Raw genomic sequence first — 26059 nt, 5'->3', positions numbered from 1 at the left:
TACTAATTAGTTAGAGGGTCAAATGCAGATTAGAAATTATATGATCTAACGCAAAAGACTAATCTAGAAGATTAGTGATCCCGAATTTGATGCAAGAACCGTTTAGTACGTTCGTGCTGCGGATTTTCAAATAACGCTTTCGGCGAACCTTGTTCTACAATATCCCCACCATCCATCACCACAACCACATCAGCAACATCTAAGGCAAACTTGATCTCGTGCGTGACCACTACCATCGTCCAACCTTCATTTGCCAACTCTTTCATCGTGTTTAACACATCTTGTACAAGCTCTGGGTCAAGTGCCGAAGTTGGCTCATCAAACAGCATCAGTTCAGGCTGAATTGCCAACGCACGTGCAATCCCAACACGTTGTTGCTGCCCGCCTGAAAGTTGGTAAGGGTAGAGCTCTGCTTTATCCGCTAATCCCACTTTAGCCAACAACGCCATTGCTTCTTGTTTAGCTTGTGTAACTGACTTTCCTTGCACGAATACAGGACCTTCCATCACATTTTCTACCGCTGTTTTATGCGGAAAAAGATTGTAATTTTGGAAGACCATACCCGATTTACGGCGCAATGCTAAAATGGCTTTTTTTGTAGGATTATCCCCAAAATCAACCGCTAGCGGTTGCTCATTTTCGAATTTAATTGTACCTTGCTCCGGCATTTCTAGTGCATTCAGACAACGCAAAAACGTCGTCTTGCCCGAACCTGAAGGCCCTAAAATCACGACTACTTGCCCTTTTTGAATATTCAGGTCAATACCACGCAAAATCGTATTGTTGCCAAATGTTTTATGGATATTTTTAATCTCGATCATCATTTTTCCTTATTTTGCAACAAAACGATTAAAACGGGTTTCTAATTTTGCTTGAATGAGGAATAGCACCCAACAGAAGCACCAATAAATCACGCCCGCTTCAATATAAACAGGCAAGAAATCATACGACATATTCGCCATTTGTTGAGCCACGCGGAACATCTCCGTTACCGTCACCACCGAAGCCAGCGAAGTATCTTTAAATAAGCCGATGAAAGTATTACTCAACGGCGGAACTGCCACGCGAACCGCTTGCGGAGCAATTATACGGCGGAAGGTTTGCATATAAGTCATCCCAATCGTATAACCTGCCTCCCACTGCCCTTTCGGCACAGAAGAAATCGCCGCACGTACCGTTTCCGACGCATACGCCCCTATATTGAGTGAGAAGCCAATAATCGCCGCGGGAATCGGGTCAATAAATACCCCAATCGCAGGCAAACCGTAAAACACCACCGAGATTTGCACCAACATTGGCGTACCTCGAATAATCGAGATGTACACTTTCACAATTGCCAGAGCGATTCGATGCAACACACCATTTACAGGCGTTACACGAATTAACGCCACACCCACTGCTAAAATCATCCCAATAATAAAAGAAGCAATCGCGAGTGGAATAGAGACCAACACCGCCGCTTCTACCATCGGCCAAAAGGCATCAATCACTAATTTGACCCGACCTTCATCCATAAACGGGATTTGAAGTAATAAAGTTTCTAACACAGAAAATCCTTAAAAAATTGTTTTTCCCGATTGTAAGGAAAATTAGCTGGGTTGCAAGGGGAGATTAACGAATTGTTACAATATAGAAAAACAAGCGGTCGAATTTGCGTTTGATTTTACGAATTCGACCGCTTGTTAAAGCATTTATATAAGAAATAAGAGTTTTTTTATTCAGTATGCAAATACGATATAATTTACAGGAATTTAGTTTATATATTAGGAGAATATAAATGCCTCATACGATTCTACACCGATTCTACACCGATTCTACACCGATTCTACACCGATTCTACACCGATTCTACACAAAATAGTTTAAAATCTATTCTATTGCTGTCAATAGCCCCTATGAAAAAAGAGGTGGCATAATGGCAGCAAAAAACAGTAACCTTTCTAAAGCAAAAACCGCCAAAAACGACGAGTTTTATACCCAATACCACGACATTGAAAAAGAAATGCAAGCCTACTTGGATTTCAATCCTGATGTGTTCAAAGATAAAACCATTCTACTTCCTTGTGATGATCCCGAATGGAGCAACTTTACCAAATACTTTGCCCAAAATTTCCAGCGTTTAGGTTTAAAAAAGCTTATCAGCACAAGCTTTGCCGCTACCAGCAAACCTGCAGGCTTTGCTTATCAATCCTCTTTATTTGAGCAAAGTGATGAACGTTTTGATCCAGAATTAAGCCCAAAACAAGGCAAAATTTTTACGCTTACGCACGATAAGTCGGGCGATGGTAAAATCAATATTGACGATTTAGAGTGGAAATATTTAAAAGGCGATGGCGATTTCCGTAGTGATGAAGTGAAAAAATTACGCGACCAAGCCGATATTATTATCACTAACCCACCATTTTCTCTGTTTCGAGAGTTTTTGGCTTGGATTGTAGAAGCAGATAAAAAATTCACAATTATAAGCAATAAGAATGCTATTACTTATAAAGAGGTTTTTCCTCTAATCCAATCAAATAAAATTTGGTCTGGAGCAATGTCTATGGGAGCAGATATATTGTTCCATATCCCTAAAGAAATGGAAAATGAATTTATTGAAAATAAACAAGAAGGTAGTGCATATCGAAAAGTTGGAAATGAGCTAATGGCAAGAACTACAGGAATGTGGTTTACCAATTTAGATCATGGTCGCCGTCACGAGCCATTACCATTAATGACAATGGCAGACAATCTCAAATTTAATAAAAAAATCGTAGGTACAGCTGCTTACTTAAAATACGATAATTACAATGCCATTGAAGTCCCTTTTACTAATGCAATCCCAAGTGATTTTGACGGGATAATGGGAGTACCGATTTCTTTTTTAGATAAATATAATCCCGACCAATTTGACATTATTTGGCAAGCTAGTGGCAATACGAGAGCTTCAGCTCCCGAGGAGGTTCTAGAAAAATTAGGTTATCAAATACATAGTGAGGATAGAGGAGGCTGCACTGTTGTAAATAATAAAAGAACATACGGCAGAATTTTAATCAAACACAAATCATAAAATTCTCTTAAAAATTAACCTCTCTTATAACGGAAAAATCAACTATGATGCAAACAACCTTAAATAATGAAATTACTTTAGAAGCACTGTGCGAAGGATTCCAATATAACGAATTGGAAGGTAAAGGATTATTTGGCTGGGGAGGGAAGCTCACCATTCAGCCAGAATATCAACGCAATTATATTTATGCGGACGGTAAGCGAGATGTTGCAGTCATTCAATCCATTTTAAAGGGCTATCCGCTTGGCATAATTTATTTTAACCAAACTGCTGACGACCGATACGAAGTACTAGACGGACAGCAACGCATTACCAGTATTGGGAGATTTATGACCAATAAACTCTCAATCATCATTGATGGAGAGCCATTTAACTTTAATGCGTTACCAGAAGATAAACAGGAATTGATAAAAAAAACCAAATTGCTGGTTTATATTTGCAAGGGCGATGAAAGCGATATTAAAGAGTGGTTTAAAACTATCAATATTGCAGGTGTACCGCTCAATGAGCAAGAATTACTGAATGCAATTTATTCGGGCAAATTTGTCACCAAAGCGAAAGAAAAATTTAGTAATAGCCAAAATCCGCATACTCAAAAATGGGGAGCTTATATTAAAGGCTCTGCTGCTCGACAAGATTTCTTAGCTGAAGCCTTAAATTGGGTAAGCAACGGTAACGTGAGCGATTATATGCAAACTCATCGCCACAGCGACAACATTACCGAATTAGAAAATCATTTCACCACGGTTATTGATTGGATTTCAATGGTATTTGAAGAAAGCCCAGAGAAAGAAATGAAGGGCTTAGAATGGGGACGATTATACGCAACCTACGGCAAAACTGCCTACAATCCCAAACAAGTTGCAGAGCGGGTAAAAGCCTTATATTCCGATCCTTATGTAAAAAACCGTAAAGGGATTTTTGAATATATTTTAGGTGGAGAGCAAGATAAACGATTGCTAGATGTTCGAGTGTTTGACGAAGCCACCAAAAAAGCAACTTATAAAAAACAAACAGAGCAAGCCGAAAAAGAAGGGAAATCCAACTGCCCGCTTTGTGCCATTCACGACAATGCCAATAAAACCAAAATTTGGACTATAAAAGAAATGGAAGCTGATCATGTTTCAGCGTGGAGTAAAGGCGGAACAACTTCTGCGGAGAATTGTGAAATGCTTTGTATAACGCATAATCGAAATAAAGGAAATAAATAAGTTTCTCATCTTTAAAAAATCCCATTTTTTCGACATATTCTGGGCATATGTTTATGCCGATAAACATATACAAAAATGAGCGGTCGAATTTATTTTACAAATTCGACCGCTTGTCTTTTCCATATCACATCACTTTAGCAGTGTAATGCAACTTTTCAATCGCTTGAATAAGTTGTTCATTGCTCACTTCAGGTTTTGCAACCACTTTTACGTTGCGTTCTTTCATATTGGCTTTGGTTGAAATCACACCATCAATGGAGCGTAATTCGCGGTTAACCAAGTAAATACAAAGTTGGCAGTTCATTTCGGGCACGCTCAACATTACCTCACGTTGCGATTGGGTTTGCGTGGTTTCGGTTGCGTGAGCAAAATGCGTTGGCAGGGCAGAGGAAGCCAGTCCTAAGGCTAAAATCCAAGTTTTCATTATTCCACCTGTTCTAATATCCACGGTAAAAATGTTGGATAAAATAAGAAGAAAAGAATGATGCCGAACACTAGCCAGTAAAGGACGAGCAAGGCTCGGCGTGATAAATATCGGGTGCAGATGATTTTTTTCGAGAAAACCAAGAGCCAGAAGCCGTAACTAAATGCCACAAGCGAAAGCACCAACATTGGGATGCGTAAAAAATCAAATTGATTTAATTCGATAAGCCACGTGGAGGAAACGCCAAACAGCAAATAAATCAGCGGTGCAATGCAACAAAGGCTTGAAGTCACCGCAGCGACGACCGCAGTGACACAAGTTGCAATAAAACGATTATTTGATTTCTTTAGAGATAAATTCATAACCAAACTCTTTGGCATCGAATGAATTTAATGGCTCGCCGCCCACTTCTGCATACGGATAGCCAAAGTTGTTAAGCGGAGTGAGTTCTGGCGTTGGGTATAAAGCAAAATCGCGTGCGTGGTTAAATCCAACCCAGTTTGCTTCCCAGTTGCCAAATAGATAATTAGCAACTGCTTGTGTCTCTTTATCCTCCACCGATTTTTTCTCTGCTAGACGCATTTTTGCCACATCCGCCGAATCGACTGGCACCCAGCCAAAACCTGCAAGATAAAATTCTGCTCTGCAATGTTGCCCACCATTTACGTTCGCTACGCCATCTTTAGCACTCCCGAATGAGGTTGCGGAATAAGCAGACATTTTCGGCGCAGCACCTAAGCGAATTCCGAAAATTTCACGTGCAGGAATGTTTACCGCTCGAGCCAATGCTACAAAGACAGAATTAATGTCGGTACATTTGCCTTTTAACACGCCTGTGGTCAGAATTTTTTCTACATCACCATCGCCACAGCCTAGCACGCTATTATCGCGTTCCATATTTTTGACGATCCATTGGTGAATCAACTCCGCTTTTTTAAGCGGATTAGTTTCATTTCCGACAATTTTATCAGCAAATTCCTTCACGATACCGTCAATTTTTATGTGTTCGGTCGCTTTTAAATATGGCTGAACATCAATACTATATTCAATGTTTTCAGGCATTTGGTACTGGCTTAATGCCCCAGTTTTACCATATTCACGATCTTGGGTTTGCACCACCATTTTCACTTTTAACAAGCGTTTTTCGGCTTTATCATTCCAGTTTGCATAAAGTGTTTTCGCACCGTATTGGTTATTTTCAGTAATAAACGCTTTGTTGTAATTCCCTTCAAACTCAATTGATTTTACGTTTTGATAATCGCTGTCAAACGGCAATGGCACCCATAAATTAGTTTGTCCAGACGCCCCTTTCGGCACAACAAGATCGTAAGTGTTGGTGAATTCGTAAGTATGAAGTGTAGTATTTGGATTAGTAAACGTTTGAGGTTGGTTTGCGTAGGCAAAACCTGTTGCCACTAGAGAGGCGAGAAGCATTTTCTTCATTGTAATACCCTTAAAATAAACATAACTTGCTATATTTTAGCGTGAGGTTCGCTGCAAAGAGCGAGCCATTAGCATAGCGAGAACCGCAGAAGAAAGAAAGGGGTTTGATAAAAAATAAACAACAAGCGGTCTGATTTTGCAAAAGTTTTGCTGATTCAGACCGCTTATTTATCTATGTTGAGTCAAATTATTTAACGCTCACATCACGCCCGAAGAACTGTTCACCTAAGGCTTTTAATTTGCCTTCATTGCGAAGTTCAATGATTGCATTGCTGATTTTGCTTAATGCTTCATCATTACCTTTATCGACCACTAAACCTGCCCCGACTTTATCATCTGATTCCCAGAAGATTTTTAAATCCGATTTTGGGTTTTTCTTGATGTAATCTAAGATAGCCAATGAATCGTTAAAAGTGAAATCAGCACGTTTGGTTTCAATCACTTTGATACTTTGTGCTAAGCCATCTACAGGAACAAGTTTCGCACCATATTTTTGGGCAAGTTCACCATAGTTTGAGGTTAAAGATTGTGCCGCTCGCAAGCCTTTCACATCTTCAACTTTATGGATGCGAGTTTCATCTTTAGGGGCAACTAATACCGCTCCCGACCAGTTATAAGATTCTGATTTATCAAAAATTGCTTGGCGTTCAGGGGTTGTCAATGCCACCTGGTTTGCCACTAAATCAAAACGACCTGCTTTTAAGCCTGCCAACATAGAATCCCAATTTGTCTCTTTAAATTCAACTTTTATACCTAATTTTTCCGCGACCGCACGGGTTACTTCCACATCGTAGCCGGTTAATTTGCCACTTTCATCGTGATAGGTAAATGGGGCGTAAGTGCCTTCAGTGCCGACGGTGACCACGCCTTTATTATTGATGCGATCTAAGAGGGAATCTTTCGCAAAAGAAGTAGCTGAAGTGGCTAATGCTAAAGAAGTTAATGCAATCACAGATAATTTTTTTAACATAATAAAATCCTTAATTTTAAACAAAATAACTTTTTTGCAAATTTACGGGCAAATTAGACCGCTTGCAAATAACTAAAAGGAATAAGTTATAGCCAAGCCCCACAACAGTGCTTAAATTTTTTGCCCGAGCCGCATACACAAGGCTGTTTTTGCGTTGGTAAGGGCACAGTCGGATCAACAAAATACCAACGTTCACCAATCAAGACAAAAAGCGAACGCTCGTGATGTGCCTCAATACCATTTTCAGTATTAAAGAAGGCTTTAAACTCAACCCAACTATGTATTTTCGATACAAATGGTTGATGTGCAATGATTTCCAAGCCTGCCCAATCAGTTTCCTCGCCCCATAGTTGCATTGCTGGCTGATCTAACAATGCCTGTTGAGCAGGTACGGTAGTTTCCACAATATAAGGAATATTCACCAAGGTATAAGCCGCATAGCGAGAACGCATGAGTTTTTCCGCCGTATCAGGAACAGCTTGATGTAAATGGAAAGGCTGGCAGCAATCAAGATAAGGTTTGCCTGATTGGCAAGGGCAAAGAGAAGTTCGATTTATCATAAATTAACCCGTTATCTAAATATGATGATGTGTAATAAGATAAAAAATCAGCAAATAAACATAAAAAGCGTGACAACCCTGTTGTGGATAACCTTGTGATTAAATCCGAAATAAGGTGAGATCTTTGTTTGAGTAACTTTTAATGAAATTTTTCTTGTGGATAACCACTATAATTATCCACAACATATTCTTTCTTTAAAAAGACGATCTTAAAAGGTTTTGATCGCACTTAACCCATTGATCTAACGTAAGAAAATAGGTTTGTTCGCAAAAATGTGCTTTGCTAATAATTATAATAATAAAGATCTCTTTATATAAAGATCTTTTATTCTATTAGCGATCTCAAAAAGCAAATCGTGAGCATTTTACGATCGAAAAATGCTTTTCCTGATCATTTGATTTTAAGGTAAAATGATCATCCTTAATACAGATAAAATAAAAATAGGTTAGATATGATTTACAATGAAATTTATGATGTAATCGTGGTTGGTGGCGGTCATGCGGGTACCGAAGCTGCCCTTGCGCCCGCTCGGATGGGGCTAAAAACCTTACTTTTAACGCATAATGTAGATACCTTAGGGCAGATGTCGTGTAACCCTGCGATTGGTGGGATTGGTAAAGGGCATTTGGTCAAAGAGATCGATGCCATGGGCGGAATTATGGCATTGGCAACCGATAAAGCTGGGATCCAATTCCGCACCTTAAATAGCTCAAAAGGTCCTGCGGTGCGTGCAACCCGTGCACAAGCAGACCGTGTACTTTACCGCCAAGCCATCCGAACCACACTTGAAAATCAGCTAAATTTAGATATTTTCCAACAAGAAGTCGTTGATATTTTAATCGAAAATAACCGTGCTTGTGGTGCAGTAACCAAAATGGGTTTAACCTTCAAAGCACGTAGCGTCATTTTAACCGCAGGCACTTTTTTAGCGGGTAAGATCCACATCGGTTTGGATAACTACGAAGGCGGCCGAGCAGGCGATCCTGCAGCAACTACCTTAGCACAGCGTTTACGCGATCTAAACTTACGTGTTGATCGCTTAAAAACAGGAACGCCACCGCGTTTAGATGCTCGCACCATCAATTTTGATGTCTTGGCTAAACAACATGGAGATACGCAATTACCTGTGATGTCATTTATGGGCAATAGTGAAATGCACCCTCGTCAAATTCCGTGCTACATCACCCATACCAATGAACAGACGCACGATTTAATCCGAAATAGCCTTGATCGTAGCCCGATGTATACAGGCATCATTGAAGGCGTAGGCCCTCGCTATTGTCCATCGATTGAAGATAAAGTGATGCGCTTTAGCGATCGTAATAGTCACCAAATCTACCTTGAACCTGAAGGTTTAAGTACGATTGAAGTTTACCCTAATGGGATCTCAACCAGCTTACCATTCGACGTACAAATGGGGATCGTGCACTCAATGAAAGGTTTAGAGAATGTGCGGATCATTAAACCAGGTTATGCGATTGAATACGATTATTTTGACCCTCGCGATCTTAAACCAACGCTTGAAACCAAAGCAGTGGAAGGCTTATTCTTTGCGGGACAAATCAACGGCACCACAGGTTACGAAGAAGCGGCAGCACAAGGTTTATTAGCTGGTATTAACGCTGCACTTCAAGTGCAAGGCAAAGAGGCGTGGTATCCAACTCGCGATCTCGCTTATACGGGCGTATTGGTGGATGATCTCTGTACGCTTGGCACCAAAGAGCCATACCGTGTATTTACCTCTCGTGCTGAATATCGTTTATTATTGCGTGAAGATAATGCCGATATGCGTTTAACGCCAATAGCACATGATTTAGGCTTAATTGATGAAGCTCGTTGGGCTCGTTTTAATGAGAAAATGGAAAACATAGAGAAAGAGCGCAGCCGTCTTAAACAGACGTGGGCACACGTGCAAATGGCGAATTTAGATGAGTTAAATACGATGCTTAACAGCCCATTAACGCGCGAAGCAAGCGGTGAAGATTTAATCCGTCGCCCTGAAGTGAGCTATGAAATTTTAACCCAAATCGCACCTTTTGCCCCAGCGATTGAAGATAAAGAAGCGGCTGAGCAGGTGGAAATCTCGATTAAATATCAAGGCTATATTGAACATCAATATCAAGAGATCGAGCGCCATAAACGCCACGAAAATACTGCGATCCCAGCGGAATTTGACTACGACAAAGTAGAAAGTTTATCGAATGAGGTGCGAGCGAAATTGATGCAACATCGCCCTGTGACGATTGGTCAAGCAAGTCGTATTTCAGGCATTACCCCTGCTGCCATTTCAATCTTGCTAGTGAACTTGAAAAAACAGGGAATGCTTAAACGCGGTGAACTGTAAGTAAGAAGTAAGGTTTAGATAAAGTCTAAGCCTTGCAATAAAAAGCCCTACGAATAAGTAGGGCTAAGATAAAGGCTAATCTAATTAAAATTATAGATTCGCTTTTTTGGTTGCTTTAGCATTGATATCGCAGTTTTTTATGATGATTTGGTCGCTATTTTTACCTTTCTGAACTAGATTAACTGGGAAAACAGAATCAAACGTGTCTAAAGTTAAACCGCTATCAACATTCCACACATACTTACCTGAAGTAAAGCTCGTAAAATCTGATTGTGATTTATCACGAGTGAAATCTTTTGCGATAATTTTGTTACCAATACTAACCATTGCGCCAGTAGGTTCTTGGTTTTCGAATTGATATACTGCAGTGACAGTTTTCTTATTGCAAGAATAAACAACCGTTTTATCTGTTACCGTTGGAGCTGCTTTTGCATAGGTTGGTAATGCGATAATAACGGTAGCAAGTGCTGGTAAAAATTTAACAAATTTCATTATAAAATCCTCTTTATTAATTACCCATAATTTATGGGCACATAATTAGAACATGTTAATGAAATAAAGTTCCTATATAAAAAATGAAATATAGCCAGCATAGATAACATCCTAAAAGTTAAGATCCCAAAATAAAAGGCATTTTGTTTAATATAAATAAAATTGTTCGGTATTATTTTTCACAGTAGAATAGAGATAAAACGTAGGAAATAGCAGAATGAACCAAAAACTAGACCGCTTGCTTAGCCAAGCGAAGATTGAAATTAGCGAACAACAAAAACAGCAACTGATTGATTTTGTTAAACTTTTAGATAAATGGAATAAAGCGTATAACCTTACCTCTGTGCGTGATCCTGAAGAGATGTTAGTCAAGCATATTATGGACAGCCTTGTAGTCAGCCAGCATCTTGATGGTAACCAATTTATTGATGTTGGCACAGGCCCTGGTTTGCCAGGGATTCCGCTGGCAATCATCAATTCTGATAAACAATTCACACTGCTGGATAGCCTAGGCAAACGCATTACTTTTATCAAAAATGCGGTGCGAGAGTTGAAATTAACTAACGTAACTCCTGTGCTAAGTCGTGTCGAAGAATATCAAGAGAAACAATTTGATGGTGTGTTAAGCAGAGCATTTGCTAGCCTGAATGATATGGTTAATTGGTGTTACCACTTGCCAAACGCAAGCGGTCGTTTTTATGCCTTAAAAGGACAATATCAGCCTGAAGAGGTTGCTGAAATCAACCAACCTGTAAAACAACTAGATGTAATTAAGCTTCAAGTACCAGAGTTAGTTGGTGAACGTCATTTAGTTGTATTGGCAAAAAAATAGATATTTGAAGTGGTATGATTTGGCAAAATTTAGGTAAGACTAGACCGCTTATTTCCCTTCATCTAACTTTATTTAATGATAAAAATATCTAATTTCAAAAGTTAAAAAAACTAAGTAATAATTCCCATCAATGTCTGTCACTAGGAGGATTTTTATCAATGAAATTGACATCTACGCTTATCGCAACTTTACTTTTCTCTAGTGTGGCTTCGGCTCACAATGTCTGGTTAGAACCCGAATCAAATACGGGCGGAATTCAACGTTATGTTGTCAAATTTGGACACGAACAAACTGAGTTTTATCCTCAAGCAAAATTAAAACGAGTGAGATATATTGATGAACAAGGGAAAGTTCAGGACACTACGTTTGAATTTAATGCGAAACAAGGTGATAAAGGGGAAGCAGTTGTTGGTGATAAAGGAGCCAAAATTTATTACACCTTATTTAACAATGGAATTTGGTCTAAATTGCCTAGTGGCAAATATGTTGAGAAAACGAAGCGAGAAGTACCTAATGCGGAGTTTTCGATTAACCCGATTAAATTAAGTAAATCGATTGTGAAATGGGATGATGATGCGATGAAATATCATCATATGGACTACGAGCTCGTTCCACTTTCTAAACCTGAGGCAGGTAAAGTTCTCGATATTTTGGTTTTAAAACAAGGTAAACCTGTTCAAGGCATTAAAGTAGGATTAGGGGAAGATCAGCCTTTTAATCTTTCAAATGCACAAGGAATAACTCAATTTATCCCAACCCAAGGCTTTAATAAAGTGTGGGCGGAATTCGAGGAAAAAGTGGCAGGCAATCCTGATTATTCTGATCGTTCTTATGAATATATGCTGACCTTTGATGTACCATAATTCTATAAAATCGATGATAAACAAACTCTTACAAGCGGTCATTTTTCTCCTATTTTCTGCAAATACTGTTGCTCACGCATTGCACATTACCGCTCAATATGATGGCGTGGCGATTTCGGGTAAGGCCTATTATTCCGACCAGACTCCTGCAGTGGATACTTATGTGGAAGCAGTGAAACAGGGCGAAACTGACCCAGTGGTTTATGGTAAAACCGACCGTGAAGGACGGTTCAATTTGCCGTTTAATCAAGAGGGCACATTCAATGTGATTATTGAGGGAATGGAAGGGCATCGGGCGGAAACGCAAGTAACGAAAATGCAGGCTCAAGAGGTTTCTAGCCAAGAAATTCAACTGTTGCGAGAAGAGATCTCTCAGCTTAGAGATAAGATCTACTGGCGAGATATTTTCGGTGGCATTGGTTATATTCTCGGTATTTTTGGGGCTATTACTCTGCTGAAAACAAGGAAGGGGCAATAATGCATTTATCTGAAGGCGTGTTGCACAGTAGTACCTTGTTAGTCGGTGCTGCAGTGGCGATAGTTGGAATGGCGATAGGCTTAAAACAGCTGAAATCCGACCGCTTGTCGCTCACCGCGCTGTTTGCCTCCGCTTTTTTCGTGGCAAGTACCATCCACATTCCCGTAGGCATCGGTAGCGTTCACTTGATTTTAAATGGCGTGGCAGGCATTTTCCTCGGTTGGACGGTGTTTCCAGCCTTCTTGATTGCTTTGGCGTTGCAAGCTTTGCTTTTCTCCTTCGGCGGTTTCTCCGTGTTAGGCGTGAACCTCTGCATTATGGCGTTGCCTGCGTTGGTAATGCATTATTTGAGCCGAGCGCTACTAAGAGAACTTACCCGCAAGCGGTTAATTTCTGCAGGTATTTTGGCTGGTGTGCTCGGTGTTGGTGGTTCCGCACTGATTGCCTCTCTGGTATTGGCGATGGATGGTGGTAAGCAGTATGCTGATCTCATTGGGCTACTCATCGTCTCTCACTTGCCCGTATTTGTGGTTGATAGCCTGATTAGCGTGGGGGTGTTGCTCACCCTTGCTAAAATGATGCCAGAGACATTGCATCGTGAGTAATGTGAAAAAATGGTTCGAGCCACACTATCGCATAGTTTATGCTTGCCTGTTTGGTGTGATTGTCAGTAGCCTGACATCGGTAAAACTACTGGCAATTTTAACCGCTTGCGTGCTGTTTGCCGTCTGTTTTTTGCATAGTCATCAGCCGAAACATTTGCTGAAACGCTGGCTGAAGTTTAACTTTTTTTCTGTGCTACTGTGGGCAACTTTAAGCTGGAAAATAGGCGAAAATGGGCTGAGCTGGAATGAAAATGGGATAAATCTCGCGATTTTGATTACACTTCGAATGAACCTGATTGTGCTGTCGACTTGGCTGTTTTTGCACCATATTACTGACACTATTTTAGTGCAAGCCATCGCCAAATTACCGCTGCCGAAAAAGCTCATTCATCTGTTTATTTTAAGTGTGCGTTATATTTCTCTGCTGGCGGAACTCAATCAAAAAATGGATATGGCAATGAAAGCCCGCGGGTTTCAGCCAAAATTTAACCTGTTTACGATGAAAGTCTATGCCCAACGGGTAGCTCTGTTGCTGATTCATGCGATGCTCAAAGCCGAAAAAGCGGAAATGGCGATGAAGGCGAGGGGATTTAAACTTTAATAAAAAAATGGTACTCAACGTCAATCACTTAACCCTTCACCGCAACCAACAAGCGGTGATTTCTGACTTAACTTTTTCAATTACCGACCAGCAAAAATTCGTTTTGCAAGGTGAAATTGGCACGGGCAAATCAACGCTATTGCTAGCCTTGCTTGGCTTTGTGCCGCTGCATTCGGGCGATATCAACTGGTTTGGTAAAAGCTGCCGCCAAGAAGCGGATTTTATGCCGTTGCGTGGCATAGTCGGGATCTGCTTTCAACAAGCTGACGACCAACTGTTTGGACCAACGGTGCTAGATGATGTTGCATTCGGCTGTCTCAATCAAGGCAAAAGCAAGGCGGAAGCCTATCAAATCGCCTTGGTGCAACTGGAACGCTTGGGCATTGTGCATTTGAAAGATCGCCCCGTGAACTTACTTTCAGGCGGAGAGAAAAATTTTACCGCCTTGGCGGGCGTGCTGGCTATGCAACCGAAAATGTTGCTGTTAGACGAACCCACCAACGGGCTGGATGCAAAAAACAAAGCAAAACTGACTGCTTTATTGCAAGCGTTGGAGTTGCCTATGCTGATCGCTAGCCACGATTTGGCGTTTAGTGAGGCGTTGGCGGACGAGGTGATTTGTTTATGATCGCATTTCCTCCCTCTGCAAACGGAAGGAAAGAAAAAAGTATGTGAAGAATTCTTAAAACAACAAAAACGAGGACGTTATGCAAACACCCATTAAAGAAACATTCACAGGTATTGGGCAGATCTTTCTGCAGGAAAACGGATTAACGGGACTCGTGATTACGGTCGCAATGTTTTTTAGCCATTGGACGCTTGGCGTGGCGTGTTTTCTCGGCTCGTTGGTCGGTACGCTGACCGCACGTGCATTAAAATACCCGATCAGACAAATTCAACAAGGGTTATTCGGCTTTAATAGCTCACTCGCCTTTATGTGCGTGATGTTTACCTTCGGAGAAGAGAGTGCAAAGAGCCCTCTGTTGTGGCTGTGGGGTATTCTGGCTTCCGTTGTCGCTACGTTGATAATGCGCGCTTTTTTACAACGCCGAAAAGTGGCGTTCACCTTCCCATTCGTTCTAACTTGCTGGTTACTTTGTTTTCTCACTGCCAAATTTCAACTCTTTGGTTTGGAACAAACTACACCTGAGTTATCCGATTACACTGATACTTTTAATGCCATTCAAAGCCCACTCTACGCATGGGCGGAAGTCAATTTCGGCTCAAGCGTAATTACGGGGGGGTTGCTGTTCGTGGCAATCGCGATTAGCTCCCCCATGGCGGCTATGTACGGTATGGCTGCCGCAGTATTGGGAACAGCATTTGCCCATCATTTATTGGCGGTTGGACACAATAATCTTGCCAACGGCTTATACGGCTTTTCACCAATTTTGGTTGCCTGCGCCTTTGCGGGCGAACGGTTGTGCCACTTTTTTTATATCTTAGTTGGCACTTTGCTTGCGGTGTTAATCCAATTTGGCTTTTCCGTCCTTGGCATCGCGCCTTACACCATTGGTTTTATCCTCGCCAGTTGGCTGATTTTATGGATGAAATCGAAGATTGAAAAGGTTGATATCAATAAAGAAAAATGGTTGAAATGGCTTAATCCTTAACACAAACAACCGTGCAAGCGGTATAATTTTCACAACTTTTTGCAAATCATAATAGAAGGACAACGATATGCACTTAACATCAAGAGAACAAGAGAAACTCATGCTCTTTTTAGCCGGTGAACTGGCAGCAAAACGTAAAGCGAGAGGCGTTAAATTAAATTATCCAGAAACCATTGCTTATATTGCGAGCTATTTACAAGAGGCAGCAAGAGACGGAATGAGCGTGGCTGAAGTGATGCAATATGGCTCAACACTTTTAACCGTTGATGATGTCATGGAAGGCGTTGCAGAAATGGTTCATGAAGTTCAGATTGAAGCCACTTTCCCAGATGGTACAAAACTTGTTACCGTGCATAATCCGATTAGATAAAAAATAGAAGGATTTAAATACTATGATCCCAGGCGAATACCAATTAGCCGAAGGCGATATTCTCGCTAATGTCGGCAGAAAAACCGTAAAAATCGAAGTAACCAATTCAGGCGACCGTCCAATCCAAGTCGGTTCCCATTACCATTTCTTTGAAACCAATAATGCCCTTAAATTTGACCGCACTTTAGCGCGCGGAATGCGCTTAAATGTTCCATCTGGCAACGCAGTACGTTTTGAACCAGGTGAAGTGAAATCAGTAGAATTAGTCGCTTTTGGTGGTTCACAAACCATTTACGGCTTCCATAATCAAATTGATGGCAAATTATAAGGTAGGGCAAGATGGCATTAACAATTTCAAGAGCGCAATATGTAGCAACTTATGGCCCAACCGTTGGCGATAAAGTCCGTTTAGGCGATACCAATTTATGGGCAACCATTGAACAAGATTTATTAACCAAAGGTGATGAGTGTAAATTTGGTGGCGGTAAAAGCGTGCGTGATGGCATGGCACAAAGCGGTACCGCAACTCGCGATAATCCAAATGTATTGGATTTTGTGATCACTAACGTGATGATTATTGATGCGAAATTAGGCATTATCAAAGCTGATATTGGTATTCGCGATGGTCGTATTGCGGGCATCGGACAAGCGGGCAATCCTGACACTATGGATAACGTCTCGCCAAATATGATTATCGGTGCTAGCACGGAAGTACATAATGGCGCACATTTAATTGCGACCGCTGGCGGTATTGATACCCACATTCACTTTATTTGCCCTCAACAAGCACAACATGCGATTGAAAGCGGTGTTACCACATTAATTGGCGGCGGAACTGGCCCTGCTGACGGTACACACGCGACCACTTGTACGCCAGGCGCTTGGTATATGGAGCGTATGTTCCAAGCGGCAGAGGCTTTACCAGTCAATGTGGGCTTTTTTGGTAAAGGAAACTGTTCAACTTTAGACCCGCTACGTGAACAAATTGAAGCGGGTGCATTAGGTTTAAAAATCCATGAAGACTGGGGCGCAACGCCTGCAGTAATTGATTCTGCCTTAAAAGTGGCAGATGAAATGGACATTCAAGTGGCAATTCATACCGACACGTTAAATGAAAGTGGCTTCTTAGAAGATACGATGAAAGCGATTGATGGACGTGTCATTCACACCTTCCACACGGAAGGTGCGGGTGGCGGCCATGCGCCAGATATCATTAAAGCAGCGATGTATCCAAACGTATTACCGGCTTCAACCAACCCGACTCGTCCGTTTACCAAAAATACTATTGATGAGCATTTAGATATGTTAATGGTTTGCCATCACTTAGATAAACGCGTACCAGAAGACGTCGCATTTGCCGATAGCCGTATCCGCCCAGAAACCATTGCAGCGGAAGACATCTTGCACGATATGGGCGTATTCTCCATTATGAGTTCAGACTCTCAAGCAATGGGACGTATTGGTGAAGTCGTTATTCGTACATGGCAAACCGCAGATAAAATGAAAATGCAACGTGGCGAGCTAGGCAATGAAGGAAACGATAACTTCCGCATTAAACGCTACATTGCGAAATACACCATCAATCCAGCAATTGCTCATGGTATTGCGGATCATATTGGTTCATTAGAAGTGGGCAAAATTGCGGACATCGTGTTATGGAAACCGATGTTCTTTGGCGTAAAACCCGAAGTTGTGATTAAAAAAGGCTTTATTAGCTACGCCAAAATGGGTGACCCTAATGCCTCAATTCCAACTCCGCAACCTGTATTCTACCGCCCAATGTACGGCGCACAAGGCTTAGCAACGGCACAAACTGCAGTATTCTTCGTTTCACAAGCCGCTGAAAAAGCCGATATTCGTGCGAAGTTTGGTTTATACAAAGAAACCATTGCCGTGAAAGGCTGCCGCAGCGTGGGTAAAAAAGATCTCGTTCACAACAATGCAACACCTGAAATTAAGGTGGATCCAGAACGCTACGAAGTGCGTGTAGATGGTGAACTCATTACTTGCGAACCTGTGGATACGGTGCCATTGGGACAACGATATTTTATGTTCTAATCAGAAAAGAGCTGTCAAATTTTAAGGAGAATTTACAATGAAACTTTGGTACTCCACCACTAGCCCGTATGTGCGTAAAGTGCTGGTAACGTTGAAATATCAACAACTCTTAGACAAAATAGAACTGATTAAAATTGGTTCATCATTTGATGCAAGCTCTCCGCATAATCAGGCAAATCCTCTGGGTAGAGTGCCAGCATTAGAACGTAATTGTGGTAATTGGCTTTATGGCAGTTTGCTCATTTGCGAATATCTCGACCAAAAAGGCAAGGTAGAGCCTAAACTCATTCCAGAAAGCGGCAAGCCACGTTGGGCCGCGTTAGCGTTGCATAATTTAGCCGATGGCATTATGGAAAACACCGTGCCGATGATGGCTGAAAAAATGCTTCGCCCTGAAAGTGAATGGTGGACAGTTCGCCATCAACAACTAACCGAACGTAATCGTCAAAGTTTTGCAAGACTTGAGCAAGATTTAAAAGCGTTTGGCACGGAATTAAACATTGGTACGTTAACGGCGGTTGCAGTCATTGATTGGTTCTTATTTAGAGCGGAAAGAATTGGATTAGATCTTGCAAAAGAATTTCCAAATTTAACCGCTTGGGCGGCAGAGATGAATGAAAAATATGAGGTTTTAAGCGAGACAACTCCTACTTTGTAACCATTTTTTGCGTCACGAAACTGGTCTAAATAATCTAATTTCTCCGTATTTTCTTCTGCCAAATCTCCCCTCCCCCTCTTTGCTAAAGAGGGGAAAGAACGGGCGAGATTTTATATCATTGTTCTACTTTGATATGGCAAATATAAATTAGTCAGATGACAGCAAATTTATAAGGAAAATCCCCTCTTTAGCAAAGAGGGGAAGGAATGAGCGAGGTTTTATATCATTGTTTTACTTTGATATGGTAAATATAAATTAGTCAGATGACAGCAAATTTATAAGGAAAATCCCCTCTTTAGCAAAGAGGGGAAGGGGAGATTTGGCAGCCTTAATTAGCGAAGAAAATAAGTAATACAAAAATGAAAATCCTCAACCCCATTTTGCCCATTATGGATACCATTTTGGGCGATTTAACTAGCCTTCAAATTGAAGGCAAAATTGCACATCAAACCATTGAACGTGTGGCATTGCAGTGGTATGAAAGTGAACGCAATATTCTGCGTAAAACCACTGATACGGGGCGCGAAGTTGCCTTTCGCTTGCTAAAAGAAGGGCAACGTTTAAAACACGATGATGTGGTGTTTATCAGTGATGAGTTGGCGATTGTGATCGAAATCTTGCCAAGCGAAGTCATTGTGCTTTCGCCGAAAACTTTACCTGAAATGGCTCGAGCCTGTTATGAAATCGGTAATAAACATTCACCGCTCTTTTTAGATGGCGATGAAGTAACATTGCCTTACGATAAGCCAATGTTTGAATGGTTACAAGCGGCGGGATTTCATCCTCAAAAAGCGGAACGCCGTTTAAGCCAAGCATTACGAGCAAATTCTGCACAAGGGCATGGGCATTCACATAGCCATTCGCACGATCATCACGGTTATCATCATCACGGAGACGGCAATTGGCATCAACATTAAACCGCTCTTTAACGGATTTAGGTGCGTTGTTGCACTTGGTCGATCCCACCTTGCCGATTGGTGGATTTAACCACTCTAATGGCTTAGAAACCTTCGTCCAGCAAGGTGTTGTTTCGACTAAAACAACTCTCGAAGAGTATGTGCAAACCCAGCTTTTACAAAACTGGATTTACAACGACGGGGCATATCTTTCCCTTGCCTTCGATGCAATGAATGAGGGTAATTTTGACCGCTTGTGTGAGCTGGATTGGCAACTTTCCGCCACCAAAGTGGCACGCGAAAGTCGTGAAGGGAGTTTCAAACTCGGCGTACGATTGCTGAAAATTTTTATTCGCTATGAAACACATACGCTGCTCACGACTTACCAACAAGCGATTGCCGAAAAACGCGTGCAGGGCTATTTTCCGATTGTGTTTGCTATGGTTGCGCAAGCGATGGGGCTTAGCAAAGCCGATACGCTCTATGCGTTCTACTACAACGCAGCAGTCGGTGCGATCACTAACGGCGTGAAGCTAATTCCTCTCAGCCAAATGGATGGGCAAGATATTCTGTTTGACTTGCGAGGCTCGCTTGTGCAAGCGGTGGAATTAAGCCTGGAGCCGAATCTTGATTGGCTGGGGGCTGCAACACTCGCAAATGACATCCGCTCGATGCAGCACGAAGTGCTTTATACGCGACTTTATATGTCGTAAGAGCGGTCATTTTTTTATTGAATTTTTACATATTGCAGAGGTGATAAGAATGAACCTCTACGATAATCAACCCAAAAGGAACATTATGCGTAACTACATTAAAATTGGCGTTGCAGGCCCTGTTGGCGCAGGCAAAACGGCGTTAATTGAAAAACTCACTCGCGAAATAGCGAGTAAATATAGCGTGGCAGTCATTACTAACGATATTTACACCCAAGAAGATGCGGAATTTTTAACGAAAAATAGCTTACTTCCGCCAGAGCGTATTATGGGGGTAGAAACGGGCGGTTGCCCACATACAGCAATTCGTGAAGATGCGTCTATGAACTTAGAAGCAGTAGATGAAATGGTTGCACGTTTCCCAGACGTGGAAATTGTTTTCATCGAATCGGGCGGCGATAATCTCTCGGCGACGTTCAGCCCAGATTTGGCAGACGTGACGATTTTCGTGATCGACGTGGCTCAAGGCGAAAAAATCCCTCGTAAAGGTGGACCAGGTATCACTCGTTCAGATTTGTTAGTCATTAATAAAACCGATCTTGCTCCGTTTGTGGGGGCCGATTTAAGTATTATGGAACGCGATGCCCGCCGTATGCGCAATGGTCAGCCGTTTATCTTCACTAATTTGATGAAAAAAGAAAATCTTGATGGCGTGATCGGTTGGATTGAAAAATATGCATTGTTGAAGAATGTGGAAGAACCCAAGGCATTAGTGAGATAAGAATAATCCCTCTTTTTAAAGGAGGGAATTCTAAATTGAAAAGACTATGAATAGTATTCTCAAACTTTCCACCAAACTTTCCCAAAGCGGCAAAACCCAGCTAGCTGAATACTTTGTGACGCCACCTTTTAAAGTGATAACGTTGCCAAGTTACGGTGATGCGTGGACGAATGGCTTGAATGCGATGCAGATGTCATCCTCCCCGGGAGTGCTCGCGGGCGATGTGTTAGATATTGAAATTTCATTGGCAAAATCGACCGCTCTTTCGCTCAATACGCAGGCATTTACTCGCGTGCAGGCGATGAATGAAGGCGAGAGTGCGATGCAGACAACCCATATTTCGCTTGCGGAAAACAGTCGTTTATTCTATTTGCCGCATCCGTTGGTGTTGCATAAAGATTCCGCTTTCAAGCAGCAAACCCAGATTGAAATGGGCGAACAAAGCGAGCTGATTTACGGTGAAATCGTAGCAATTGGGCGAGTGTTGAATGGCGAACGTTTTGCCTTTCGTCAGTTTTCCTCTCATTTGAAGATTTATGTTTTGCAAAACGACGGCAAAAAACGACCGCTTGTCAGCGATTGTATTCAATGGTGGCCATCGAAAATGAACCTCACCGCTTTGAGCCAGATGGAAAATTATTCTCATCAAGGTTCGCTCACTTATCTGAATTTGGCGAAAAGCAATGCGGAAATCAAACAACAGGTACAAGCTTTGCAGCATCAATTTGCCGATGAGAAAGATCTTCTGCTTGGCATTTCGCTGCTGAATGAAAGTGGTTTGATGGTGCGCGTGCTAGGACACCGAGCGGAGACGATTCAGCTGTTGTTTAAAAAAATTGGCAAGCAACTGAAAAGTATAGAATTCTTATCGCAAATATGATTATTACAAGCGGTTAAAAATACTAATAGCCTTGCAAATGGAAAATTTGCAGGGCTTTTTTGTAAATTTTTTTTCACGCAAACCTTTGCTTTTCAAACACTTACCGACAAACAAGAAAAGAGCGTGTAGAATACGCATACTTTGAATTTTTACTCAATCAAATAGGACAGAAAATGGATATGATTGAAATTTTGGGCTACGTGGCGTCTATTCTTGTTGCCAGCTCGTTTTTTATGAAAGATGTGGTAATACTACGCACCATCAACACCTTCGGGGCAATTGGTTTTGTGATTTACGGCTTATTGCTCCCAACTTACCCAGTGGCGTTTTTAAATACCCTCGTGGCGGGTGCGAATATTTATTATATTTGGCAGGCGTTAAAGCAAAAGAAAGCTAAATAATTTCATTTTTCTAAAACCACTTTCGGGTGGTTTTGTTTTACAAGTGGTGCATTTTCTCGCTTGAAATACAAAGCTCACTGGTTTACTCTAAGCCAATTTTAGAAAACAACTTAGAAAACAATGACTCCCACCGATTTAAGCCAAGTAAAATGGCAACCAACCGCTCCGATTGAAAACTTGCTCAAACGTGCGAAGATAATGAAAAATATCCGCCAGTTCTTCGCAGATCGAGGCGTGTTAGAAGTCGAAACCCCTGTTTTGAGTGAATTTTCGGTCACCGATGTTCATCTATCGACTTTTCAAACTCAATTCCTTTCGCCTTTTGAACACGAAGCCAAACCGCTCTATTTAATGACCAGTCCCGAATATCATATGAAACGTCTGCTCGCAGCAGGTTCAGGAGCAATTTATCAGCTTTGTAAGGTATTCCGCAATGAAGAAACGGGCAAACGGCACAATCCTGAATTTACGATGCTGGAATGGTATAGACCGTATTTTGATATGTACCGCTTAATCAATGAAGTGGATGATTTATTGCAAGAAATTTTAGACTGTGAACCCGCCGAGTCTTTCAGCTATCAATTCGTGTTCCAGACTTATGTTGGGTTAGATCCTCTTTCTGCCACCAAAGCCCAACTGGTTGAAAAAGCTCGCAAATACGGCTTACAATGCCAAGAAGACGAAAATCGTGATACGTTGCTGCAGTTCCTCTTTAGCGAAGTGGTAGAGGCAAACATCGGTAAAGAGCGTCCAACAGCAGTTTATCACTTCCCATCCACTCAGGCGGCTCTGGCTCAAGTGAGTAGCGAAGATCACCGCGTAGCTGAACGTTTTGAGTTCTATTACAAAGGTCTGGAGCTTGCCAACGGTTTCCACGAGCTAGACGATGCTAAAGAACAAATCCGCCGTTTTAATGCGGATAATGTCGAACGCGAAAAAATAGGTTTGCCACCACAAGCCTTAGATACCCGCTTCCTCGCCTCCCTTGAAGCAGGAATGCCCAATTGCTCTGGCGTGGCACTGGGGGTCGATCGCTTAGTGATGATTGCACTTGACGCGGAGCATATTCGTGATGTGATGGCGTTTAGTGTGGAGAGTGCATAGTGAACAAACAAGCGGTGGTATTTGCAAGTTTTTTACAAAAAACACCGCTTGTACTTTCATTACATGATGACTAACGTATTTAGTTTAATCCCTTCTATATGAGGCTCAAAATGACTAGACATCAACAATATCGCCTCATCATTCATTTGTTCTGATAATACCCCATAATTTCTTAATTTGTCTTTATTTCACTACGGAAATCTCCACTGCCAATTGCTGTTTAAAACTGAGCAACTGATGTAGGCGGGCGGTTTCGACACAGACCATATGTTGGTAATCGTTCGGTTGCATTGCACTTGGTGGAGTGTCCCACGGGTTCCAAAGCACGATGCTGTCGGCGTTTTGGTGGTCGATCTCAATATTCCGCTCCCACAAGCGGTCGGAAATTATTGAGTTTTTACCAATATAAGGATAAATACAATCCACACCTTGTTGAATTTGACGAGTAGTAGGCAATTTAATTTGTTGATCGGTGAGTTTATCGAACGCAGTCATAGGCAAGTTTTGCACTTCTACATTCTCAATTTGACTTAAATTGAAATAGCTATGTAGTGCAATTTGAGCAGGATCTTGCCCATAATGGGTAAATTCAAGTCGGAGTTTTTCGCTGAATGTCATTTGAATGTGAGCTTGGATTATCTGATGCTCATCAAATAGTGAGAAATTTAATATGACTTGTTTATCCTGAATATCGTAATCGCTAAGTGTCCAAAATTGTAAGCGGGCTGTGCCGTGGGCTGGCTGTTTTGCGGTGCCAAACCAAGGATAGCAAATTGGTACGCCCCCACGAATAGCGACACCTCGTTTGAATGGCTCAATAGGGCTAAGCCAAAAAATATCGTGTTCTGCATGGCGAGGTTGCCAACTTAACAATTGCGCACCTTGGAGGGCGATTCTGGCGTTTCCGACGGGATGATCGAGTTCAATCACTGGTATTTCATTTTGTTGAATAAGGTAAAGAGAATTAGCTAAGTTCATTTTTAGATCCTTTTTATTATTTCTTGTAAGGACTAATCATATTAGCCCCTACAACGGTGAGATGATCATATTGTTTTTTTTAACGTATTTTTCTTGCCAGCTCCTGCATATACGGCATGGTTTTTTCAAAAAAATAGCGGTACGAAGGGCAGAGGTAATTGTGTAAATTCGGATCATTTTCTATTGGAATGAACCGATGTTTTGGGCAGCCGCCATTGCAAAGTTTTTTAAATTCACACCGCTTGCAGAGCGTCGTGAGCTTGGTGTTTTTATCTAAGCCAAATTGTTGTTGCTTGGTTGAAGCTACAATCTCAGCCAATGATTGTTGGTTGAGGTTACCGATTTTATATTCGGAGTAAACAAAGTGGTCGCAGGCATACACATCACCGTTGGCTTCTGTGACTAACGATTGGCCACAAGTGGGTTGATGTACGCAGGTAGTGGACGGGTAGCCTAGCCACTGCCCGAGCAAATTATCAAAGGTGGAAACATAAATTTTGCCGACATCGTATGAATGCCACTCTTGAAATACATCAAACAGAAATTGTCCAAATCCTTGCGGTGGTACGGAGAAATCTGTGACTTCTGAAGTGTTCGAGGGGCGTTCTACAATCGGGATAAACTGCATATAACGCGAGCCGATCTGTTTAAGAGCTTGGTAAGTTTCCCGCCCTTTCTGCCAATTTTGATCGTTCACCACCGTCAGTGTGTTAAATTCCACTTCGTTTTTTTTCAGTAATTCTAAGGCTTTCACCACTTTTTCAAAGGTTGGGTTGCCGTTGCCTGAAATACGGTAGCGGTTATGCACCGCGCTTAAGCCGTCGATGGATAAGCCAATCAGAAAGTGGTTTTCACGGAAAAAATCTGCCCATTGCTGATTTAAGGCTATGCCGTTGGTTTGAAAAGCGTTAGTGATCTGCTTGCCGTTGGCAAATTGTTGCTGAAATTCGACCGCTTGCTTGTAGAAATCCAAGCCTAAAAGCGTCGGTTCTCCCCCTTGCCACGCAAATTCCACCCGATTGCCTGCGTGAGAATCAATGTAATTTTGTACGTAATTTTTGAGCGTTTCTTTCGACATAAACGGGGCGTGATGCCCGAATTGTGCCTCTTTCTCCAAGTAGAAGCAGTATTCACACTGAATGTTGCAGTGGAAGCTACTGGGTTTTGCCATTAGGTGGAAATGTGCGGTCATTTTCGCTCCTATTTGGCTTTATGGCGTTTAAACGCCCCTTTTTGTTCCAAGGCTTTGACTATGCGAATGGCGGTTTCGGTTTCACAGCCGGCATATTCAGCGATTTCACGGTAGGTCCAGTTGTAATCTGGGAAGTGTTGGGTGAAAAAATCGAGGCTGTCGATGATGCGATCAAGGGTGCGAAGATAGGCACTTTTTGCTAAGCGTTGCTCTGCTTCGCGTAGTTCATCAGCAAGAATTTGCAGCAAATACAAATTCATTTGTGGGTTATGTTGGAAGAACGTGGAACTGACTTCAGGCGTGATATGAATTAACTCGGCTTCGATAAGCACTTTAGCGTTGCAGTGATAGTGCGGATCTCGTTCGTCAAACAGGGTGCGAAAGCCAAAATAATCGCCGTGGGAATAGAGTCGAACAAGGCTCTCTTTGCCATTTTCAAGAGTGTGAAAAAGCCCGATTAAACCTGAGGAAACATAGTAAAAACCGTGTGCGGTTTCGCCTTGTTCATAAACGGTTGTGCCTTTGGTGAGTAAGCGTAGTGCCGTAAGTTGGCAGTGGTTGAGTTCGGTAGGTTTAATCGGGTCTTTTTCCATAAATACTCCG

At 41.8% G+C, this 26059-nt stretch carries 31 protein-coding genes; 20 read left to right on the top strand and 11 right to left on the bottom strand.

The genetic code is table 11. The annotated features are described in order from the left end of the window. Window positions 1-71: 71 nt before the first annotated feature. Both DPV92_RS07045 and DPV92_RS07040 read right to left on the bottom strand, forming a co-directional pair. The gene (locus DPV92_RS07045; protein ID WP_111354261.1) at window positions 72-821 is read right to left on the bottom strand and encodes an amino acid ABC transporter ATP-binding protein; all 750 of its coding nucleotides are present in this window, start codon (window positions 819-821) and stop codon (window positions 72-74) included. 9 nt (window positions 822-830) lie between these two features. Continuing rightward, a complete protein-coding gene (locus tag DPV92_RS07040; RefSeq protein WP_005706625.1) occupies window positions 831-1547 on the bottom strand; it encodes an amino acid ABC transporter permease in 717 nt (238 codons plus the stop codon). A 367-nt stretch (window positions 1548-1914) separates the two neighbouring features. Between DPV92_RS07040 and DPV92_RS07035 the strand changes: the two genes are divergently transcribed. Next, complete coding sequence (locus DPV92_RS07035; RefSeq protein ID WP_111354260.1) at window positions 1915-3048, top strand: adenine-specific methyltransferase EcoRI family protein; 1134 nt, start codon at window positions 1915-1917, stop codon at window positions 3046-3048. A 44-nt stretch (window positions 3049-3092) separates the two neighbouring features. Next, a complete protein-coding gene (locus tag DPV92_RS07030) occupies window positions 3093-4259 on the top strand; it encodes an HNH endonuclease family protein (RefSeq protein WP_111354259.1) in 1167 nt (388 codons plus the stop codon). A 124-nt stretch (window positions 4260-4383) separates the two neighbouring features. Here the strand turns inward: DPV92_RS07030 and DPV92_RS07025 are convergent, their stop codons facing one another. From DPV92_RS07025 to DPV92_RS07005, 5 genes are all read right to left on the bottom strand, one after another. Next, window positions 4384-4683 (bottom strand): heavy-metal-associated domain-containing protein, encoded by a 300-nt coding sequence (locus DPV92_RS07025; protein WP_111354258.1) that lies wholly within the window; start codon window positions 4681-4683, stop codon window positions 4384-4386. After that, window positions 4683-5045, bottom strand: coding sequence for a mercuric transporter MerT family protein (locus DPV92_RS07020; RefSeq protein WP_005709815.1), 363 nt, complete (start codon window positions 5043-5045; stop codon window positions 4683-4685). The genes DPV92_RS07025 and DPV92_RS07020 overlap by 1 nt, the downstream gene beginning before the upstream one ends. After that, the gene (locus DPV92_RS07015) at window positions 5017-6126 is read right to left on the bottom strand and encodes a transglutaminase-like domain-containing protein (protein WP_111354257.1); all 1110 of its coding nucleotides are present in this window, start codon (window positions 6124-6126) and stop codon (window positions 5017-5019) included. Before DPV92_RS07015 ends, DPV92_RS07020 begins: the two co-directional genes overlap by 29 nt. Window positions 6127-6313: 187 nt before the next feature. Next, entirely contained in the window at window positions 6314-7096 is a 783-nt protein-coding gene (locus tag DPV92_RS07010) for an amino acid ABC transporter substrate-binding protein (RefSeq protein ID WP_111354256.1), read from the bottom strand. Between the two features lie 86 nt (window positions 7097-7182). Beyond that, complete coding sequence (locus tag DPV92_RS07005; RefSeq protein ID WP_111354255.1) at window positions 7183-7656, bottom strand: YchJ family protein; 474 nt, start codon at window positions 7654-7656, stop codon at window positions 7183-7185. Window positions 7657-8108: 452 nt separating this feature from the next. On the opposite strand from DPV92_RS07005, the gene mnmG reads away from it, so the two are divergent. Beyond that, complete coding sequence (mnmG, locus tag DPV92_RS07000; RefSeq protein WP_111354254.1) at window positions 8109-10001, top strand: tRNA uridine-5-carboxymethylaminomethyl(34) synthesis enzyme MnmG; 1893 nt, start codon at window positions 8109-8111, stop codon at window positions 9999-10001. Window positions 10002-10091: 90 nt separating this feature from the next. On the opposite strand, the gene DPV92_RS06995 is transcribed toward mnmG, so the two are convergent. Beyond that, complete coding sequence (locus DPV92_RS06995) at window positions 10092-10493, bottom strand: hypothetical protein (protein ID WP_005708345.1); 402 nt, start codon at window positions 10491-10493, stop codon at window positions 10092-10094. A 217-nt stretch (window positions 10494-10710) separates the two neighbouring features. Between DPV92_RS06995 and rsmG the strand changes: the two genes are divergently transcribed. The 17 genes from rsmG to epmA all read left to right on the top strand — a co-directional run bounded on the left by rsmG (window position 10711) and on the right by epmA (window position 23286). Further along, window positions 10711-11325, top strand: a complete 615-nt coding sequence (gene rsmG / locus DPV92_RS06990; protein ID WP_111354253.1) for a 16S rRNA (guanine(527)-N(7))-methyltransferase RsmG — start codon at window positions 10711-10713, stop codon at window positions 11323-11325. A gap of 158 nt (window positions 11326-11483) precedes the next feature. Continuing rightward, complete coding sequence (locus DPV92_RS06985) at window positions 11484-12188, top strand: DUF4198 domain-containing protein (protein ID WP_111354252.1); 705 nt, start codon at window positions 11484-11486, stop codon at window positions 12186-12188. Window positions 12189-12201: 13 nt separating this feature from the next. After that, a complete protein-coding gene (locus DPV92_RS06980; RefSeq protein ID WP_111354273.1) occupies window positions 12202-12666 on the top strand; it encodes a carboxypeptidase regulatory-like domain-containing protein in 465 nt (154 codons plus the stop codon). Further along, entirely contained in the window at window positions 12666-13271 is a 606-nt protein-coding gene (cbiM, locus tag DPV92_RS06975; RefSeq protein ID WP_111354251.1) for a cobalt transporter CbiM, read from the top strand. Before DPV92_RS06980 ends, cbiM begins: the two co-directional genes overlap by 1 nt. A gap of 1 nt (window position 13272) precedes the next feature. Next, window positions 13273-13872 (top strand): energy-coupling factor transporter transmembrane component T family protein, encoded by a 600-nt coding sequence (locus DPV92_RS06970; RefSeq protein ID WP_111354272.1) that lies wholly within the window; start codon window positions 13273-13275, stop codon window positions 13870-13872. A gap of 7 nt (window positions 13873-13879) precedes the next feature. After that, window positions 13880-14500 (top strand): energy-coupling factor ABC transporter ATP-binding protein, encoded by a 621-nt coding sequence (locus tag DPV92_RS06965; protein WP_111354250.1) that lies wholly within the window; start codon window positions 13880-13882, stop codon window positions 14498-14500. Window positions 14501-14579: 79 nt separating this feature from the next. Then, window positions 14580-15485, top strand: coding sequence for an urea transporter (locus DPV92_RS06960; protein WP_111354249.1), 906 nt, complete (start codon window positions 14580-14582; stop codon window positions 15483-15485). Window positions 15486-15552: 67 nt separating this feature from the next. Next, window positions 15553-15855, top strand: a complete 303-nt coding sequence (ureA, locus tag DPV92_RS06955) for an urease subunit gamma (RefSeq protein ID WP_111354248.1) — start codon at window positions 15553-15555, stop codon at window positions 15853-15855. A 22-nt stretch (window positions 15856-15877) separates the two neighbouring features. Beyond that, on the top strand, window positions 15878-16183 hold the full coding sequence (gene ureB / locus DPV92_RS06950) for an urease subunit beta (RefSeq protein ID WP_111354247.1): 306 nt from the start codon (window positions 15878-15880) through the stop codon (window positions 16181-16183). Window positions 16184-16194: 11 nt separating this feature from the next. After that, window positions 16195-17913, top strand: coding sequence for an urease subunit alpha (gene ureC / locus DPV92_RS06945; protein WP_111354246.1), 1719 nt, complete (start codon window positions 16195-16197; stop codon window positions 17911-17913). 37 nt (window positions 17914-17950) lie between these two features. Then, a complete protein-coding gene (locus tag DPV92_RS06940; RefSeq protein WP_111354245.1) occupies window positions 17951-18571 on the top strand; it encodes a glutathione S-transferase in 621 nt (206 codons plus the stop codon). Window positions 18572-18930: 359 nt separating this feature from the next. Further along, complete coding sequence (gene ureE, locus DPV92_RS06935) at window positions 18931-19488, top strand: urease accessory protein UreE (protein ID WP_111354244.1); 558 nt, start codon at window positions 18931-18933, stop codon at window positions 19486-19488. Further along, window positions 19473-20180 (top strand): urease accessory protein UreF, encoded by a 708-nt coding sequence (locus DPV92_RS06930; RefSeq protein WP_111354243.1) that lies wholly within the window; start codon window positions 19473-19475, stop codon window positions 20178-20180. The genes ureE and DPV92_RS06930 overlap by 16 nt, the downstream gene beginning before the upstream one ends. An 85-nt stretch (window positions 20181-20265) precedes the next feature. Next, complete coding sequence (ureG, locus tag DPV92_RS06925) at window positions 20266-20901, top strand: urease accessory protein UreG (protein ID WP_105878871.1); 636 nt, start codon at window positions 20266-20268, stop codon at window positions 20899-20901. A gap of 46 nt (window positions 20902-20947) precedes the next feature. Then, entirely contained in the window at window positions 20948-21781 is an 834-nt protein-coding gene (locus DPV92_RS06920) for an urease accessory protein UreD (protein WP_111354242.1), read from the top strand. A gap of 173 nt (window positions 21782-21954) precedes the next feature. Beyond that, window positions 21955-22182, top strand: a complete 228-nt coding sequence (locus DPV92_RS06915; RefSeq protein ID WP_111354241.1) for a lactate dehydrogenase — start codon at window positions 21955-21957, stop codon at window positions 22180-22182. 120 nt (window positions 22183-22302) lie between these two features. Further along, window positions 22303-23286 (top strand): elongation factor P--(R)-beta-lysine ligase, encoded by a 984-nt coding sequence (gene epmA / locus DPV92_RS06910; RefSeq protein WP_111354240.1) that lies wholly within the window; start codon window positions 22303-22305, stop codon window positions 23284-23286. A 183-nt stretch (window positions 23287-23469) separates the two neighbouring features. Here epmA and DPV92_RS06905 read toward each other — a convergent pair whose 3' ends face one another. The 3 genes from DPV92_RS06905 to DPV92_RS06895 form a co-directional block, all read right to left on the bottom strand. Next, the gene (locus DPV92_RS06905; protein ID WP_111354239.1) at window positions 23470-24264 is read right to left on the bottom strand and encodes a D-hexose-6-phosphate mutarotase; all 795 of its coding nucleotides are present in this window, start codon (window positions 24262-24264) and stop codon (window positions 23470-23472) included. A gap of 79 nt (window positions 24265-24343) precedes the next feature. Beyond that, window positions 24344-25456 carry an anaerobic sulfatase maturase gene (locus DPV92_RS06900; RefSeq protein WP_111354238.1) on the bottom strand — a complete coding sequence of 371 codons (1113 nt, stop codon included), beginning with the start codon at window positions 25454-25456 and terminating at the stop codon, window positions 24344-24346. An 8-nt stretch (window positions 25457-25464) separates the two neighbouring features. Next, window positions 25465-26049 (bottom strand): Crp/Fnr family transcriptional regulator, encoded by a 585-nt coding sequence (locus tag DPV92_RS06895; RefSeq protein WP_111354237.1) that lies wholly within the window; start codon window positions 26047-26049, stop codon window positions 25465-25467. Between the last annotated feature and the right edge of the window lie 10 nt (window positions 26050-26059).

It is taken from the genome of Pseudohaemophilus paraphrohaemolyticus, assembly GCF_003253115.1.
Taxonomy (GTDB): domain Bacteria; phylum Pseudomonadota; class Gammaproteobacteria; order Enterobacterales; family Pasteurellaceae; genus Haemophilus_A; species Haemophilus_A paraphrohaemolyticus_A.
Note: the sequence above shows the minus strand (reverse complement) of the source record. Positions and strands in the feature narration are given on the sequence as shown.